We start from the raw sequence: 15,424 nt of genomic DNA, 5'->3' as shown, positions 1-15,424 counted from the left end.
TGAGGGGAGTTTGCCGTAATGAAGGTTCACCTGATCGCCGCGGGGAAATTCCACGACATCGACTACGCGCGACTCGAGCTGCTCAAGCTGCTGGCGGAAACGCCGCGCATCCGCACCTCGGTCGCGTCCGACTACGCCGACTTGGCGAGCCTCGAAGCGGCGAACCTGCTGATCACCTACACCTGCGATCTCGTGCCTACGCGCGATGAGGAAGTCGCCGCTCTGGAGGGGTTCCTGACCCGCGGCGGCCGCTGGCTGGCGCTGCATGGCACCAACGCGATCCTCCGTTTCGGCGCGGACGGTGTGGTCGACACACCCGACGAGGTGCCTGCCTTCACGGGCCTGCTCGGCACCCGCTTTGCGGGCCATCCGCCGATTGCACCGTTCAAGGTCTCCGTCACCCGCGACGACCACGAGATGACGAGCGGACTGCGTGACTTCCGGGTGGAGGACGAACTCTACCTCACCCATCGCACCGCTGACATCGAGGTGCTGATGCACACCAGCTTTACAGGCCGATGCGACGAGTTCCGCGATGCGGAATGGGACGAGGCGCAGGTGCCCGTGCTTTACGAGCGAGCGGTTGGCGAAGGCGCGATTCTCTACCTCACGCTCGGCCACTGTCGGGGGCATTATGATCTTCTGCCGGTCAGCCCGTTCTGGCCCCATCCGCAGCGTTGCGCGTGGAATTACCCGGTCTTTCACGAGTTGCTGCGGCGGGGCATAAGGTGGGGCCTGGCTCATGCGCATTGATCCCCCGGTAAGGCAGGCCTGAGCGCATGGAGCTGGTTCTCCAGTGACTGCAGTACCGGCTCGACCAGGCTGGCGTCCATTGCGCCGGTCAGCAGGTTGACCGCCATGCCTTCCATCGTTGCCTGCGAGACCGCCATGGCCAGCGCGAACGTGCCGGGTGCTGCCTGCCACTCGGGATAAAGCTGAACCGCGAGCTGGTTGTAGCGCTGCCGGAATTCCACTTGCAGTGGCATCAGCACGGTGGCCAGGTCGGAATTAGTACGCGCTGCCACTGCCAGTTCGTGGAAGGCGATGAAGGCGGGTTTCTGGATCTGCTTCCAGTACGTGCGCACCATGGCCCCCTGATCTTGCGCACTGCGTTCGGCGGCGCGCCGAAATGCGCGCAGACGGCGTTCATGCAGATGCATGATGGTCGCCTTGATGAGTGAGACGCCGTTGTCGAAGTGGTGCAGCATCGCTCCGCGCGAAAGGCCGGCCTCGCTCGCCACCTGAGGAGTGGTTGTGCGCGAGTAGCCGCTGCGCACCAGTACCCGTATGGTTGCGTCTATCAGCCGCGCGCGGGTCTGGGCGCTCTTGAGCGCCTGCATCGTCGGCTCATCCCCACCGGCTCGTTCCACTGGATCGTGCTCTCCCACGTGCCGGACCTTAGCTCCGGTCTCGCAAGCACCACAGGTAGCGCAATCACCGACACAAAAAAAGACATTCATGACCGCTTTTTATGTTTATACTGCGGCGAATCATCTGGGAGAGGTGGTCATAAGCAGAGAAACCCCCTTCGTGCTGTCGCTGCACCAGCTAACGGCGCTGGATGCGTCTCCCGTCCGTCTCGTGGAACTGGCGGGCGACGCGGGCTGCCGCCATGTCTGCATCTTCACCTTCGTTCCCGAAGCGGCCCAGGGCCGCTATCCCCTGGTGACCGCAGGGGATGCGCCGGAACTTCGGCGGCGCATGGCGGACGCAGGCGTGTCGCTGTGCAACCTTGAGGTGTTCCCTCTTGATGGAAAAGAGGATCATGATGCCTTTGCGCGGGCGCTCGACGTCGGCGCGGCTCTCGGCGCGACGAAGGCCACCGCGCATGTCCACGATGTGACAGGACTGGCTGAGGCGGCAGATCGCTTCGGCGCCTTCTGCGACCTTGCGGCCGACCGGGGGATTGTGGCCGGGCTGGAGTTCATGGGGTTTTCCGCCATCCGTGACATCGCTGCGGCGGCACAGGTCGTGCGATCGGCGGGGCGGGGAAACCTTGCCTGCGACGTGTTACATCTGTTCCGCAACGGCGGCGGCGTGGCCGATGTTGCCGCCAATGCCGACCTGATCGGCTACGTCCAGCTCTGCGATGGCCCGATGCTGCGACCGCCGGAGGAATGGTGGGCGGAGGCGGTGCGAATGCGCCAGTTGCCGGGCGACGGCGAGCTGCCTCTGGTGGATCTGGTCAGCGCCGTGCGGAAAGATACCGTGATCGAAATTGAGGTCCCGCGCTTCGACGACGCCAAGGCCGGCGTTTCCGATGCCGAGCGTGTCGCCCGTGCCGTCGAAGCCACCCGCGCGGTACTCCGGCAGGCCCCCGTCAGGTGATGAGCGGGCCGAAGCGGTATGACGGCCTTGCCGCCCCGGTTTCAGCTGGCGGGGTTCGCCGCCAACGCCGCCTCCATGCGGTCGATCAGCGCCGACAGCCGCGCCGTCTCGGACGGTCCGCGCGGTTCGCCAGGTTCCGCCAGAACGCCGGAAAGCAGTACGTCTACGTAGCGCCTGGCTTCGGCATCGATATCGAGCGGGCGCCCGATGAAGCTGGTGCGCATGGCCACGTGCTCCAGCCCCCCGAACATCATATCGCGGATCATCACCGGATCGACGTCAGGGCGGATCTTGCCCTCGTTCCTCGCCTGCTGCACGGCTTCCACGACGGTATGTGCGAAGACGTGGTTGAGCCGGTGCAGCGCCGTTCCGCGATAATCTTCCCAGCGCAGTTCCTGGTAGAACACCCGGTGAAAACGCGGTGTCTCTTCGATGGAACGCATGAACCGCGCCGCTATCAGCGTCAGCTGGGAACGAAGGTCGGTAATGTGCCGCAGCTCTCCGGTAAGGCGCTCGACGAAGGGTGTGGCCCAGTCGACCAGCACTTGGTTTACCAGCTCCTGCTTGCTCTCATAGTACTTGTAGACCGTGGCTTCGGATACGCCCGCCAGCTTCGCGATCTTGGCCATCGACGTCGCCTTGGTGCCTTCCTCCTCGATCAACTGGCGGGCGGCGGCCAGGATTTCCTGCGGGCGAAAGTCCTTTCGACGCTTCCAGGCAAGGGGCTCGTCAGCGCTTTTCACAGGGTTCGCCATGGCAAGTGAAGCATCCTCATTTGTGGTTGACTCTGCAAAAGCCGAAGGTCAGCCTTACCCCCAAATCCGTGACTTGCAACAAGCAGGAATGGACTTACCAAGGAGTGCCATGAGCGACTTCGCGATACCGCAGGGGCGGTTCCACCTAAGCGCAGGACTCGACGATGCCATCCGTCGCTCCTGTGCCGCTCCGATCCGCGTAGGACGTGAGGCACACCCAGTTTTCGGCTTCGTCGCCGCGCTTGGCGGCATGGGGGCAAAAGTGGGGGATGTGTGCCGTGGGCTGGGCCTCGCCTTTGACAGGGGAGCTGTGCTGGGACGCTGTCGGATCGATTATGACGCGCCGCTCACCGTCGACACGCAGTACGACGTGAGGGCCGAGGTCGTTTTGCTGGAACGCAAGGCCAGCCGCCGGTTCGGCGCGGCCGACCACCTCACGCTGGCGATGACCGTCAGCGCTGCCGGCTCGCCTCATGCCCGCCTCAGGCTCACCACCATCATGCCGGCAGCCCTATGAGCGAGTGGAAGCTCGACTCCGTGCCCGCCGAGGCGATGGCGCTCTGGTGCCAAGCCTTGGGAGACGACAACGCCATTCACGTCGACGCTGCGGCTGCGGAGGCCCTGGGTTTTGGGCCGCGTACCGTCAATCCAGGGCCGACCAACCTGGCTTACCTGCTGAACATGGTGATGGAGGCCCGGCCTGATCGACTGGTGCGATCGGTCGAGGCGGCGATGCTTGGCAACGTGCTGGCCGGCGATGCCGTCCTCGCTCATGGCACTTGGAATGGCGATATCTGCGATGCGCAGCTTGCGGTTCCGTCGGGCGGGGTCGTGCTGAAAGCAAGAATAGAAACGAACGGGAGAGACAGTTATGATGGAGAAGGCCTTCGCAGCCAGCGTCTATGATCTGTTCGCCATGCGCGCGAAGGCCGCTCCGGAGGCCTTGGCGATAGTCGATGGCGAGGTTCGCCTGTCCTATGCCGAGATGCGCGCAAGGGTGGATGCGGTCGCTGCTGATTTCGCTGCGCGCAGGCTCGCCCGTGGCGAGCGCATCGCGATCCTGTCCGAGAACCGTTTAGAATATACCGCCGTCCAGCTCGCCTGCGCGAAGTTGGGGCTCATCGCAGCCTGCCTCAACTGGCGGCTCTCCGATCCCGAAATGCGCCACTGCATCGAATTGGTGGATCCCTCGCTTCTGGTCGCCTCGCCCCGGCACATGGAACGTGCAGCCGGAGCGGCGAACGGCCGTCCGCTCTCGGCCATAGACGGGCTTGGCGCTTCGGGCGACAGCGCAAGCGTGGCCCAGCCGGAGGACGGCCTTCTCATCATCTACACAAGCGGAACCACCGGGCTCCCGAAGGCCGCCGTGATCAGCCACCGGGCCGAAGTGGCGCGTATGTGCGCCATGCGGCTCGACATGGGAGTGGCCATGAGCGATGCCTATATCTCCTGGGCGCCGATGTTCCACATGGGCGGGACCGAGCACCTGCTCGCAACGCTCATGTGCGGCGGGACGGGAGTGATCATCGACGGGTTTGACGCCGATGCGCTCGTCGATGCTCTGGAGGAGTTCTCCGTGGGCTGGCTGATGCTGGTTCCCGCGACCATCGAGCCGCTGCTCGAACGGCTGGACGCGCGGCAGGCCAAGGTGCGCGGGGTGAAGGCGGTGGGCTGCATGGCCGACCTTGTTCCTTCCGCCACCATCGCGGCAGTCACGCAGGCACTCAAAGCCCCTTACCTCAACTCCTTCGGCGCCACGGAAACCGGAATGCCACCGCTTTCGGCCGACCTCATCCCTGTCGGAGCCACGCCTTCGGCTTTTCCGAAGCGACTGAGCCTTTTATGCGAACTGCGTCTCCTGGGCGCTGACGGCAACGACGTGCCCGACAGCGAAACCGGGGAGGCTTGCGTACGGGGCCCGACGCTGTTCAGCGGTTACTGGAACGCCGATGCCACCAACGCCGAGTGCTTCGCGGGCGGATGGTTCCACATGGGCGACCTGTTCCGCCGCAGCCCACAGGGGTACGACTTCGTCGGCCGGTCCAAGTATCTCATCAAGTCGGGGGGCGAGAACATCTATCCCGCAGAAATAGAGCGGGTGCTCTTCGCGGATGCGCGCGTGAACGATGCGATCGTGGTTCGCAAGCTTGACCCTCAGTGGGGCGAGATACCGGTGGCGGTGATCGCCCGGAACGATCCCTCATTGGACGAGGATGGCGTGATGCGCATGTGCCGGGAAGCGCTGGCGGGATACAAGCGGCCGAAGGCGGTGCGCTTCATCGCCATGGACGCCTTTCCGCGAAGCGCCAGCGGAAAGATCATTCGCGAGGAAGTGGAAGCGATGATCTGGTAAGCCCCGCCGGTCCCTCGTGGATAGGGCAGGCGGGGCTGGTGGCCCTCTTACCCCCTCCCGCGCGCCTTTTCATAGGCGATCCAAGTTGGCAGGCGCTCCGGGAAATCCGCGGGCTTTGGCTCGGCATAGGCATGGTTGCGCAGCGGAGTGGCGAGGATATTCGGGTATTCCTCGATGGGCACGTAATAGAGGAAGCCGATGGTCCGCTCGGCGAACTTCCAGCCCGCCTCAGTGTTGCGATACTTATCGTCGTAGCGGATAGCGGTAACCATCATCCTGCCCCCGCGCCACAGTTCCGCATGACCGATCACCCGGCCGGTTGCCTCCTGAGAGCCGTTGTCCACGAAGTCGATCTGCACGTCGTGCATGAAATGATGGCCTGGCCCCAGCACGTCGAAGCGCCCGTCGTACTGTGTCATGATCGCGTCCACGCCGGTCGCGTTCATCACGCCGTCGGCGGACTTCAGCACCGCGTCGGGTGCGAAGAGGGCGCGAATGCCTTCGATGTCACGGTCATCGATGGTGAAGCAGTAGCGGGCGACGAGTTGGCGTATCTGCGATTCCGCTTCCAACCGGGCGATGCGTTCTTCCAGTGTCGGCATGTTTCTCTCCTTCTCAGCGGGCGTCTTCCAGGATCATGTCGGCACATTTTTCGCCGATCATGATCGAGGGGGCGTTGGTGTTGCCTGAGGGCAGGCTCGGCATGATCGAGGCGTCTGCGATGCGCAGGCACGCGATGCCGTGGACGCGCAGGCGCGGGTCGACCACGGCGTCGATGCCAGTTCCCATGCGGCACGAGCCGACCGGGTGCAGGTTGGCGATAGCGGCGGCGCGTACGTAGGCCTCGATCTCATCGTCGGTTCGGGCATCGGCTCCGGGAGAGATTTCGCCGGCGTTATAGGGCGCAAGCGCGGGCCGGGCGGCGACGCCGCGCACCAGCTTCACCGCCGCGATCATGGCTTCCACGTCGAGGCGGTCCGCCAGGAAGTTCTGGCGGATCACCGGGTCGGCGAACGGGTCAGGTCCGCGCAGCCGCACAGATCCGGTGGCGCGCGGATTGAGGTGGACCGGGCTCATGGTGAAGCCGGGGAAGGGGTGGGCCTTCATGCCCGCTGCCGTCCGGCTCTGCACCGTCCAGATGTTGGTGTTGACCTGGAGGTTCGGCCGGTCCTGCCGCTCGTCTGTGCGGGTGAAGATACCCGCATAGATGCCGTTGCTGGCGAGCGGCCCCTTATTGAAAAGGACATAGTCGATACCGGCCTTCAGCTTACGCAGTTGACTGTTCGCCAGTTCGTTGATGGTGATCGGCAGGCTGCAGCGGAACATCAGCGAGATGTAGAAGTGGTCCATCAGATTGGCGCCGACGCCCGGCAGGTCGAGCACAGGCACGATGCCCTGTTCGCACAAGTGTGCGGCCGGTCCGATGCCGGATAGCTGGAGCAATTGCGGCGACCCGAAGGCGCCGCCGCACACCACCACCTCGCGCCGGGCCTTCGCGGTGAAAAGGCCCGCCTTCATCCGGTACTCGAGTCCGGTGGCTCGGCCTGCTTCGATGATGACGCGAGTGGCGTGAGCGCCGGTCTCGATCTTCAGGTTGGCACGGCCTCGCGCCGGGGTGAGGTACGCCTGCGAGGTGTTCCAGCGGCGGTTGTTGCGGGTCGTCGTCTGGAAAAAGCCGGCGCCTTCCTGTTCCGCCCCGTTGAAGTCCGGGTTGTAGGGAATGCCCGCCTGCTGCGCTGCCTCGACGATGGCGACGGCGATTTTGGAACGATCAGGCTGGTCGGAAACCGTCAGCGGCCCGCCGACCCCGTGATAAGCGTCAGCGCCGCGCTGCTGGTCCTCGGCCTTGCGAAAGTAGGGGAGGACATCGGCGTAACTCCAGCCCTTGCAGCCGCGCTGGCGCCAGTCGTCGTAGTCGCGCGCATTCCCCCGGATGTAGAGCATGCCGTTTATCGAGCTGGTCCCGCCCAGCACTTTGCCGCGCGGCTGGTACATGCGACGGCCGCCCAACTGCGCCTCGGGTTCGCTCTCGAACATCCAGTTGACCCGACGATCGGCGAACAGCATGGGGTAGCCCATCGGCGGCCTGATCCAGAACGCCTTGTCCTCCGGCCCGGCTTCCAGCAGCAGCACCGAATAGCGCCCGTTCTCGCTAAGCCGCGCCGCGACGACGCAGCCCGCCGAGCCCGCGCCGCTGACGATGAAGTCGAACTCCTGCATCAGGCCGCCTGCCCCGCAATATGCCTGCCCGCGATATAGGCGAAGGTCATGGCCGGTCCGATCGTTGCGCCTGCGCCCGGATAAGCCCCCGCAAAGACGTTGGCCTGATCGTTGCCCACCGCGTAGAGCCCATGGACCGGCGCGCCTTCGCCATCCAGGACGCGGGCGTGGCGATCGGTCTTCAGCCCGGCGAACGTGCCGATGATCCCTGCCTCCATGCGGATGGCGTAGAACGGGCCCTTGGCCAGCGGGCCGAGGCATGGGTTGGGCCTGTGCTCCGGATCGCCCTGGTAGACGTCATAGACGCGTCCGCCGCGCCCGAACTCGGGATCGACGCCGCCTGCGGCATTGGCGTTGAAGGTCCCGACCGTATGTTCCAGCGTTACGGCGTCGATACCGCAGAGCACGGCGAGTTCCTGCAGGGAGGCCGCGCGTTTGAGATAACCGCTGCGCAAATGATGGCCGTGAGGAATGGGAAAGGGCCGGACCATGCCGATGCCCCACTTCCTCACCGCCGCCGCGTCGCCGATGAGCCAGCACCACGCGCTCCTATCGCCTTCGCTGGCGCGGGTCATCTGGGGGACGAGGTCGTGGTAGGCGCTGGATTCGTCGCCGAAGCGCCGGCCGTCAGGGCGGACCGCGATGAACCCAGGCTTCTGCCGGTCGATCAGGTGCGGCCAGACGCCGGTGAAGTCCTTCGAGCCGGGCAGCACCGAAACCGGCATCCACGGCGCGGGATGAGCGACGTTGCCGTTAAACGCCCCGCCCACGCTCTCCGCCAGGCGAATGCCGTCGCCGGTGTTGCCGGGGTTGGTCGGGTTGCGCTGATCGCGGTTGTTGGCAGGGGCCGGGAATGTGGCGGCGCGCCGCTCCGGGTCGTTAGGATAGCCCCCGCAGGCGAGGACCACGCCACGGCGCGCGGTTATCCGCACCCGGCCTTTTGGCGTGTCGATTTCCGCCCCAGTGACGCGCCCGTCCTTGCGGGTCAGCGCCGCGACGGGGGAGGAAAGCCAGATGGGCACGTCGAGGTCGAACAGCGTGCGCGCAAGCCGCGCCACCAGCGCCCGGCCGCGCACCACCTGCTGACCCTCGCCATAGCGAAGCACGTCGGCGAAGTGCTTCGCCAGCTTCTTCGCCACGAACCCCAGCGCCTTGACCGAGCGCCCCGCCTTCATGAACTGGATCATCTCCACGCCCGAACCTACCGCAAAGCCAAGGAAAAGCGTCTGCGGTAGCTGCTGCTTAAGGTTCTTCAGGTGGGGCCCGAGTTCGCGCGCCTCGTAATCGACGGTGCCGATCGAACGAACGATTGAGCTATGCGCGCTCTCCGAATGATAGTCGGGATAGTCCATGCCGTAGAACCGAACGTGGCTGTTCTCTTCGAGGAAGCGCACCATACGCGGCGCCGTGTCGAGATAGGCTTCGACACGATCAGGTTCGATGTAGTTGCCGGTTTCCTCGATCAGATAGGCGCGGGCGTTCTCGATGTCGTCGCTTTGCCCCGTCGCGCGCTGCATGGCGGCGGAATGGTGGTTTCCAGGCACCCAGAGCACGCCGCCCGATGTTGCAGTCGTGCCGCCGAACACGGCCTCCTTCTCGACCACCAGCACGTCCAGACCGGCGCGGCGCGCGGTGACGGCGGCGGTGAGACCGGCAGCACCGCTTCCCGCAATGAGAACGTCGACGGTTCTGTCTGAATTAGTCATGCGCTCACCTTTCTTTTGCGGCGTTTGCGCCGGCGATGCGGCCGAAGACGACGGCGTTGCCGATGGAGGCGCCGCCTGCCGCATAGCATTGTCCAAACATCCCGCCCGTGGTCTCCCCGGCGGCGTAGAGGCCTGGAACCGGCCGATCGTCGGCGCCCAGCACCCGGGCCTCGGTGTCGATGCGGATCCCTGTTCCGGTCCAGCAGATCACCGCCGGGCGGATATGCGCGGCGTAGAACGGCCCTTGCGAGACAGGCCGCAGCATGGCCGAAGGTTTGAAGTAATCCCGATCCTCACCCGCCTGTACTAGCGCATTGTACCGCTCGGCCGTTGTCGCGAGACGGGCCGCAGGTACGCCGATCTTGCCGGCAAGTTCGTCCAGCGTTGGTGCGCTGACCAGCGTCCCGGCCTCCACGTGGTCCAGCAAACGATCCGCCGTCCAGTTGGGAGCGGGCCGGTACTTGGTGGTTCTGGAGGCAAGGCGTGATGCCTCGTCGAAAATGGCAAAGCAGTCGTGCCCCGGCTGTTCGTCCAGCACCGCCGCGAGGACCGAGTACTCGATCGTCTCGTCGATGAACCGGCGTCCCGCGCGGTTCACCATCATCAGCCAGCCGGGGAGATAGCTTTCAAGATCCTTGACGAAGCCGGGAGTGATCAGGAGCAGACCGCGGTTGATCTGGCTCAGTTGCCCCTCCACCTGCGCGGCAAGGCCGAGCCCATCCCCCCGGCACGTAGGCGCACCGATATACCAGTGGAGGTCGCCATGGCGCGCAGCATCGGGATAGAGCCGCGCCAGCAGCTCGGGATTGGCGCCAAAGCCGCCGGTGGCAATCACGGTTGCCGCGCTGCGCACCGGCTCCCCATCAGCGACGATGCCGTGCACGCGACCCTCCTCGACCAGCAGCCTCTCGACGCGGGTGCCCAGTACGGTGTCGACGTTCTTGTCCGAGAGAAAGCCTTCCAGACCCGCGACGATGCCGGCTCCGCCATCGGTAGCACGATGGCCGCGCCGGACCTTGTCCACGCCCGAGGCGTAGAGGTTTTCGACGGTGAACCCCACGCCCATGCCGCGCAGCCACTCGAAGGCCTCCGCCGCCCTTTCGCAGAAGGTGCGGACGAGCGCGGGCTCCAGCTTGTACTGGTTGAGCGTCATGTAATAGTGGAACATCGCTTGGGCCGTGTCGCCCGCGATTCCAGCTTCTCGCTGAAGTGAGGTTCCGGCTGCGTAGAACACGCCGCCGGAAAGAGCGCTCGACCCGCCTGTGCGGTCTGCAGCCTCAACCATAAGGACGTTGGCTCCGCCTTCTGCCGCAAGGGCGGCGGCGCTGAGCCCCGCTGCTCCGGTGCCGATGACGATGACGTCGTAATCGACGACCCTACTCATCGCCGCCTCGCGTCGACTGCGAAAGACACGACCATCCTGTTAGCCAATCGGTCATCGCCTCCTCCATTTTTCTGGTTATCGCCTGGCCGAACGTAACCGCATGAGCGGCTGCGGACGACCATCCGAAGCATGGCGAGCACACCCTAATAAGTCTAGCTCAATTCTTGGGTTGGGGGCCGGTGGAAAGGTTGGTACTGGCGGAAACCCGCAGAAGAGGGCGGCTGTCCGTCCATTCAGCGCAATAAAAAAGGCAATCATGATCGACTTTTTTATTGTCAGGGGCAGCCCGGCTCGCCATAACGCCTGAACATAAGAGTTGCAGCGCTGCGATCCGAATCGTGGCGCGATGATGAGAACGGGACGAAGACGGGCTTTGCGAACCTTCCGGGCAGCCCGGAAGATCGGCTCCGCTTTCGATTCCTAAAAATAAGTCATCCTTCGCAGCAGGGGATGACAGGGAGACGGCTATGAAGGACCTACAAAGCTTCCGTCGCGCGTGCCTTGCCGGGCTCATGGCATCGTCCTCCGCAATCGGGCTCGTCAGTCCGGCGCTGGCACAGGATACAGCGCCGCAGGTCACCGGAGGCGGACTTGAGGAAATCGTCGTGACAGCGCGTAAGCGCACGGAGTCGCTTCAGGATATTCCCGTCGCGGTCACGGCGTACTCACCGGCCCAGATCGCCCGGCAGGACATTTCGAACATCGAGCGCATCGCTGCCACGACCCCGAACCTGACGGTAGGCCGCGCCACCACGGGTTCAGGCGCGCAGATTTCACTGCGGGGCATCGGCACCCCGGCAAGCGCACTCGGCATCGAGTCCTCTACCGCCATCATCGTGGACGGCATCTATTACGCCAGCGGCCGCATTCTCAACGAGGGGTTCTTCGACCTTTCAGGCATCGAGGTGCTGAAAGGTCCGCAGGCCTTGTTCTTCGGCAAGAACGCTACGGCGGGCGTGATTTCGATCAGCACCGCCGATCCCGGGCCAAGTTTTGAGGGTTCGACCCGCGTGGGTTACGAGTTCAAGGCGGAGCGGCCATACATCGAACAGATGATCTCCGCTCCGTTGACGGACACGCTGGGTGTGCGCGTTGCGCTGCGCGCGTCCAAGATGATGGGCGGCTACTCGCGCAATTACGCGACCGCGCAGCCCTTTACGGTCACGGACCAGGCGGGCGGGCCGGTGCAGAACCTCGTTGCATTGCCCGGCGAACGTCGCGGGCCGAAGGAAAAGGAACTCGTCGGCCGCATCACTCTGAAATGGGAGCCGACCGATGCCATAACCAACACCTTCAAGTTCTCCGCCAACGAGACGACGACGAACGATGGCGCTTGGAACAACATCGTGTTCTCCTGCGCGACGGGGTTCAGCACGCTCCAGCCGGACGTGCCCTGCAAGCGCGACTGGAAGTATTACCATAACCAGATGCCGACTGAGATCGCGGAGAACTTTCCGTTCGCACGTGACGATGGCGAGCTTTACACGAAATATCGTTCTTACCAGGCGACCAACAATCTGGAGTGGAGCCTCGGCGATATCACGCTGACATCGTTGACGAACTATCAGAACCAGAACAACCGCTGGCTGACTGACAGCGACTATCAGCAGCGCGTGACGCAGATCTACGTTGGTTCGCGGGAAAAGTGGTGGGCGTTTTCAGAAGAACTTCGCGCACAGACCAACTACGATGGTCCGGTCAACGTGATGGTTGGCGTGCTTTACCAGAAGACGAAGCTGCAGTCCGACCAGTATGTCTATTCCGGCAATGTACGGGTCAGTACGCAGCGGCCGGAATGGGAATACGTCGCCTTCGGAAAGGACTCCTACACCAAGGGCGAAACGATTTCGCCCTTCGCGCAGGTCACCTGGAAGGTCATTCCCGAAATCGAGCTCTCGTCGGGCATCCGCTACACGCACGAGACCAAGGACAGTTTCTTCGTTCATCCGGTCAATCGCCCCGGACAGATCAATCGTCTGAATGAGCCGATCTACGCGGACCAGACCTTCAACAACTGGAGTCCGGAAATCACGGCTTCGTACAAGCCGGCGCCGAACGTCAACATCTACGGCGGGTTCAAGACCGGCTACAAGTCGGGTGGCTTCTCCAACCAGAGTTCCTACACCATCGCATCTGTCCCGGGCGACCTGGACTTTGAGCCGGAAAAGGCGAAGGGCTTCGAAGGCGGCGTCAAGACGACGCTGTTCAACAACCAGCTTCGTTTCGATGTGGCGCTGTACACGTACGAGTACACAAACCTGCAGGTGGACTTCTTCGAGGCGCAGACCTTCCGCTACATCACCACGAACGCCGGCTCCGCGCGGACCAAAGGCGTCGAGGTTTCGACCGAGTGGGCGCCTATCGGCATGCCGGGGCTGATCGTTCGCGGGGCGCTAAACTATAACAAGGCCCGCTACGTTGACTTCATCGCGCCTTGCGTCACGGGACAGACGCCGGCGCAGGGATGCAACCCGACGGCGTCCAGTCCCTACGGCGGCCTCTTCGTTCAGGACCTGAGCGGAAGGCCGACCGCCAACGCGCCGCGCTGGACCGCAGCGCTCGGCACCAGCTATGAGACGGACCTCACTCCGGACCTCTCGCTCGCGCTATCGGCCGACGCGCGCTACTCGAGCAGCTACAACGCCTCGCCGTTCGACAATCCCATCGCGACGCAGCCCAAGTACGTCAACCTCGATGCATCGATCACGCTCAGTTCGAACATGGGTTGGGATCTGGCGCTCATCGGCAAGAACCTGACCAACCAGTTCGTCATCTCCGGCGCGCTGGATTCGCCGGGCACCGGATCGGGCACCGGCACGGCGGCGGGCCGCCTTGGCGACCAGCGCGGCTACGCCAACATCCCGCGCACGGTGCAGGTGCAGGTCACGTACCACTACTAAGAGCGGAGAGCGTGTGGCCGCCCGGTCGTGAAGGAAACCATGATGACGAGGCTCGAAGGCAGGGTCGCGGTGATCACCGGAGCGGCGAGCGGACTTGGCGCCGCCACCGCCCGGCGCTTCGCCCGCGAAGGAGCCCGGCTGGTTCTGGGCGACATCCGCGAGGAGGCTTTGGCGGACTTGAGCGACGAAGTGGGAGCTGGCTTCCTGCGGTGCGACGTCACCCAGGAGGCCGAGGTGGCCGCTCTTGTCGATCGCGCGGTCGAGGTCCACGGCAGGCTTGATTGCATGATCAACAACGCAGGGCAACTCGGCGCGGTGGGACGCATCGAGGATATCGCGGCCGATGCCTGGCGCGATACTCTCGCGGTGCTCCTCGACAGCGTGTTCCATGGGATGAAACACGCGGCTCGGATCATGCGGCCGCAGGGCGGGGGTGTGATCCTGTCTACCGCGAGCGCGGCGGGACTCGCGCCGCTCGGCCCCCACGCCTATACCGCCGCCAAGCACGCCGTAGTCGGCCTTACCCGGTCGGTCGCTGCCGAACTCGCGGCGGACGGAATACGAGTGAACGCCGTGGCGCCGGGCAACGTCCCCACGCGCATGACGGAGCTTGCCTATGGCGATGCGGAAACCATGCGCACGGCGGCAGAGGCGCGCAATCCCCTGCGCCGCGTGGTGGACGCAGACGAGGTCGCCGCCGCCTTTGCCTACCTCGCCAGCGACGATGCCCTCAACGTCACGGCACAGGTCATCGCAGTGGATGCGGGACTGGTCGACTGCAGGCTGGACGCGCAGTACTACGCCCGCCCGCCCGGCTACTTCGACGCCGATGGCCACCGCCAGACACGATGATCAGGCGGCGGGGCGCATCATACGTATCTTGTCTTCAAGCATCTTGAGAAGGGCCGGAATCATCGCTTCGTCCAGAGCGCCGGTCATCAGGCTCATCGCCATGCCTTCGATGAGAGTCTGGGAGAGCGCCATCGCCTGCGCGAACTGCTCGGGTGCGGACCGCCACTCGGGAAAGAGCGCGAAGGCTTCTGCGTTGAAACGCTCGCGATATTCGACCTGGAGCGGGCGCATGATCTGAGCCAACTCCTCGTCGGTGCGCGCAGCGAGCGCCAGCTCCTGGAAGGCGACGAAGGCGGGCTTCTGCACCTGCTTCCAGTAAGCCGTGATCATCGTGGCGGGTTCGTGTTCCGTCGTTTCGGAAGATCGACGGAATGCACGCAGGCGCCGCTCATGCAGTTCGATGATGGTAGCGCGTATGAGCGTTGCGCTGTTCTCGAAATGGTGGAGCATGGCACCGCGCGAAAGACCCGCTTCCGTCGCCACGAGCGGGGTCGTCGTTCGCGCGTACCCAACCTTCACGAGACACTGGATGGTGGCCTCGATCAGTCGCCCGCGTGTCTGCGCGCTCTTCAGCGACTGGCGCGTCGGGGCACTTTCCGCAGTCTTGAGCTTGGTGGTTCGGATCGAGGCGCGCTCGGCGCGCCGGCGGGCGGGGCTTACGGCCAAACTGAAGGCTCCGGTTTACCATTGCGAAAAGGACGAGGGTAATCCTCCTGCATCCGGGATACCGCGCAAGGCAACAGAAAATATACGAAGGCGCCGCGGCGGATGGTTTTTCAGCGACATGCCGGACACTCGGCAGAGCACCCGACAGCCTGCTTTGCACCGTTGCATTCATTTTGGGACGAACCATCAGCCGCCCCGCGCGTTGGGTCAGGGATAACTGGGTCTCCGATGCTTTGATGAAGTGATGTGCCGGGTCGTGT

14 protein-coding genes are annotated in these 15,424 nt (G+C 64.3%); 7 read left to right on the top strand and 7 right to left on the bottom strand.

Annotated features, from left to right (window positions below; all coding sequences use genetic code 11):
• Positions 1 to 18 precede the first annotated feature (18 nt).
• Complete coding sequence (locus tag QOL62_RS11545; RefSeq protein WP_103730878.1) at positions 19 to 753, top strand: ThuA domain-containing protein; 735 nt, start codon at positions 19 to 21, stop codon at positions 751 to 753.
• Here the strand turns inward: QOL62_RS11545 and QOL62_RS11540 are convergent.
• On the bottom strand, positions 741 to 1,340 hold the full coding sequence (locus QOL62_RS11540) for a TetR family transcriptional regulator (protein WP_283406341.1): 600 nt from the start codon (positions 1,338 to 1,340) through the stop codon (positions 741 to 743). The two genes, QOL62_RS11545 and QOL62_RS11540, sit on opposite strands and share 13 nt — an antisense overlap.
• Positions 1,341 to 1,458: 118 nt before the next feature.
• Here QOL62_RS11540 and QOL62_RS11535 point away from each other — a divergent pair, with 118 nt between their 5' ends.
• On the top strand, positions 1,459 to 2,328 hold the full coding sequence (locus QOL62_RS11535; protein WP_283406340.1) for a sugar phosphate isomerase/epimerase family protein: 870 nt from the start codon (positions 1,459 to 1,461) through the stop codon (positions 2,326 to 2,328).
• A gap of 41 nt (positions 2,329 to 2,369) precedes the next feature.
• Here QOL62_RS11535 and QOL62_RS11530 read toward each other — a convergent pair whose 3' ends face one another.
• Positions 2,370 to 3,083 (bottom strand): TetR/AcrR family transcriptional regulator, encoded by a 714-nt coding sequence (locus QOL62_RS11530; protein ID WP_283406339.1) that lies wholly within the window; start codon positions 3,081 to 3,083, stop codon positions 2,370 to 2,372.
• 109 nt (positions 3,084 to 3,192) lie between these two features.
• On the opposite strand from QOL62_RS11530, the gene QOL62_RS11525 reads away from it, so the two are divergent.
• Genes QOL62_RS11525 through QOL62_RS11515 form a run of 3 tightly spaced genes read left to right on the top strand, consistent with a single transcriptional unit; the run spans position 3,193 to position 5,436 of the window.
• The gene (locus QOL62_RS11525) at positions 3,193 to 3,600 is read left to right on the top strand and encodes a hypothetical protein (protein WP_283406338.1); all 408 of its coding nucleotides are present in this window, start codon (positions 3,193 to 3,195) and stop codon (positions 3,598 to 3,600) included.
• A complete protein-coding gene (locus QOL62_RS11520; RefSeq protein WP_283406337.1) occupies positions 3,597 to 3,989 on the top strand; it encodes a hotdog family protein in 393 nt (130 codons plus the stop codon). The genes QOL62_RS11525 and QOL62_RS11520 overlap by 4 nt, the downstream gene beginning before the upstream one ends.
• Positions 3,955 to 5,436, top strand: a complete 1,482-nt coding sequence (locus tag QOL62_RS11515; protein ID WP_283406336.1) for a class I adenylate-forming enzyme family protein — start codon at positions 3,955 to 3,957, stop codon at positions 5,434 to 5,436. Before QOL62_RS11520 ends, QOL62_RS11515 begins: the two co-directional genes overlap by 35 nt.
• A 47-nt stretch (positions 5,437 to 5,483) precedes the next feature.
• Here QOL62_RS11515 and QOL62_RS11510 read toward each other — a convergent pair whose 3' ends face one another.
• Genes QOL62_RS11510 through QOL62_RS11495 form a run of 4 tightly spaced genes read right to left on the bottom strand, consistent with a single transcriptional unit; the run spans position 5,484 to position 10,746 of the window.
• Positions 5,484 to 6,038: a nuclear transport factor 2 family protein gene (locus tag QOL62_RS11510; RefSeq protein WP_103730872.1), complete on the bottom strand. Its 555-nt coding sequence runs from the start codon at positions 6,036 to 6,038 to the stop codon at positions 5,484 to 5,486.
• A gap of 13 nt (positions 6,039 to 6,051) precedes the next feature.
• A complete protein-coding gene (locus QOL62_RS11505; protein WP_283406335.1) occupies positions 6,052 to 7,656 on the bottom strand; it encodes a GMC family oxidoreductase in 1,605 nt (534 codons plus the stop codon).
• Entirely contained in the window at positions 7,656 to 9,362 is a 1,707-nt protein-coding gene (locus QOL62_RS11500; protein ID WP_283406334.1) for an FAD-dependent oxidoreductase, read from the bottom strand. The genes QOL62_RS11505 and QOL62_RS11500 overlap by 1 nt, the downstream gene beginning before the upstream one ends.
• A gap of 4 nt (positions 9,363 to 9,366) precedes the next feature.
• Positions 9,367 to 10,746, bottom strand: coding sequence for an FAD-dependent oxidoreductase (locus QOL62_RS11495; protein WP_283406333.1), 1,380 nt, complete (start codon positions 10,744 to 10,746; stop codon positions 9,367 to 9,369).
• A gap of 467 nt (positions 10,747 to 11,213) precedes the next feature.
• On the opposite strand from QOL62_RS11495, the gene QOL62_RS11490 reads away from it, so the two are divergent.
• Together QOL62_RS11490 and QOL62_RS11485 are read left to right on the top strand one after the other, a co-directional pair.
• Positions 11,214 to 13,646: a TonB-dependent receptor gene (locus QOL62_RS11490; protein ID WP_283406332.1), complete on the top strand. Its 2,433-nt coding sequence runs from the start codon at positions 11,214 to 11,216 to the stop codon at positions 13,644 to 13,646.
• 42 nt (positions 13,647 to 13,688) lie between these two features.
• On the top strand, positions 13,689 to 14,498 hold the full coding sequence (locus QOL62_RS11485; protein ID WP_283406331.1) for an SDR family NAD(P)-dependent oxidoreductase: 810 nt from the start codon (positions 13,689 to 13,691) through the stop codon (positions 14,496 to 14,498).
• Here QOL62_RS11485 and QOL62_RS11480 read toward each other — a convergent pair whose 3' ends face one another.
• On the bottom strand, positions 14,499 to 15,164 hold the full coding sequence (locus QOL62_RS11480) for a TetR/AcrR family transcriptional regulator (protein ID WP_283406330.1): 666 nt from the start codon (positions 15,162 to 15,164) through the stop codon (positions 14,499 to 14,501). It lies immediately after the preceding gene.
• Between the last annotated feature and the right edge of the window lie 260 nt (positions 15,165 to 15,424).

Origin of the sequence: Novosphingobium panipatense, assembly GCF_900182875.1 — a bacterium.
In the GTDB taxonomy this organism is placed as follows: Bacteria; Pseudomonadota; Alphaproteobacteria; order Sphingomonadales; family Sphingomonadaceae; genus Novosphingobium; species Novosphingobium panipatense.
This window is presented reverse-complemented; position numbering and strand designations above follow the sequence as displayed.

Coding starts and splice junctions, on each gene's coding strand:
- QOL62_RS11515 (WP_283406336.1), top strand. CDS start 3,955: ATGATGGAGAAGGCCTTCGCAGCCAGCGTCTATGATCTGTTCGCCATG.
- QOL62_RS11510 (WP_103730872.1), bottom strand. CDS start 6,038: ATGCCGACACTGGAAGAACGCATCGCCCGGTTGGAAGCGGAATCGCAG.
- QOL62_RS11520 (WP_283406337.1), top strand. CDS start 3,597: ATGAGCGAGTGGAAGCTCGACTCCGTGCCCGCCGAGGCGATGGCGCTC.
- QOL62_RS11530 (WP_283406339.1), bottom strand. CDS start 3,083: ATGGCGAACCCTGTGAAAAGCGCTGACGAGCCCCTTGCCTGGAAGCGT.
- QOL62_RS11490 (WP_283406332.1), top strand. CDS start 11,214: ATGAAGGACCTACAAAGCTTCCGTCGCGCGTGCCTTGCCGGGCTCATG.
- QOL62_RS11485 (WP_283406331.1), top strand. CDS start 13,689: ATGACGAGGCTCGAAGGCAGGGTCGCGGTGATCACCGGAGCGGCGAGC.
- QOL62_RS11525 (WP_283406338.1), top strand. CDS start 3,193: ATGAGCGACTTCGCGATACCGCAGGGGCGGTTCCACCTAAGCGCAGGA.
- QOL62_RS11540 (WP_283406341.1), bottom strand. CDS start 1,340: ATGCAGGCGCTCAAGAGCGCCCAGACCCGCGCGCGGCTGATAGACGCA.
- QOL62_RS11500 (WP_283406334.1), bottom strand. CDS start 9,362: ATGACTAATTCAGACAGAACCGTCGACGTTCTCATTGCGGGAAGCGGT.
- QOL62_RS11505 (WP_283406335.1), bottom strand. CDS start 7,656: ATGCAGGAGTTCGACTTCATCGTCAGCGGCGCGGGCTCGGCGGGCTGC.
- QOL62_RS11545 (WP_103730878.1), top strand. CDS start 19: ATGAAGGTTCACCTGATCGCCGCGGGGAAATTCCACGACATCGACTAC.
- QOL62_RS11495 (WP_283406333.1), bottom strand. CDS start 10,746: ATGAGTAGGGTCGTCGATTACGACGTCATCGTCATCGGCACCGGAGCA.
- QOL62_RS11535 (WP_283406340.1), top strand. CDS start 1,459: ATGACCGCTTTTTATGTTTATACTGCGGCGAATCATCTGGGAGAGGTG.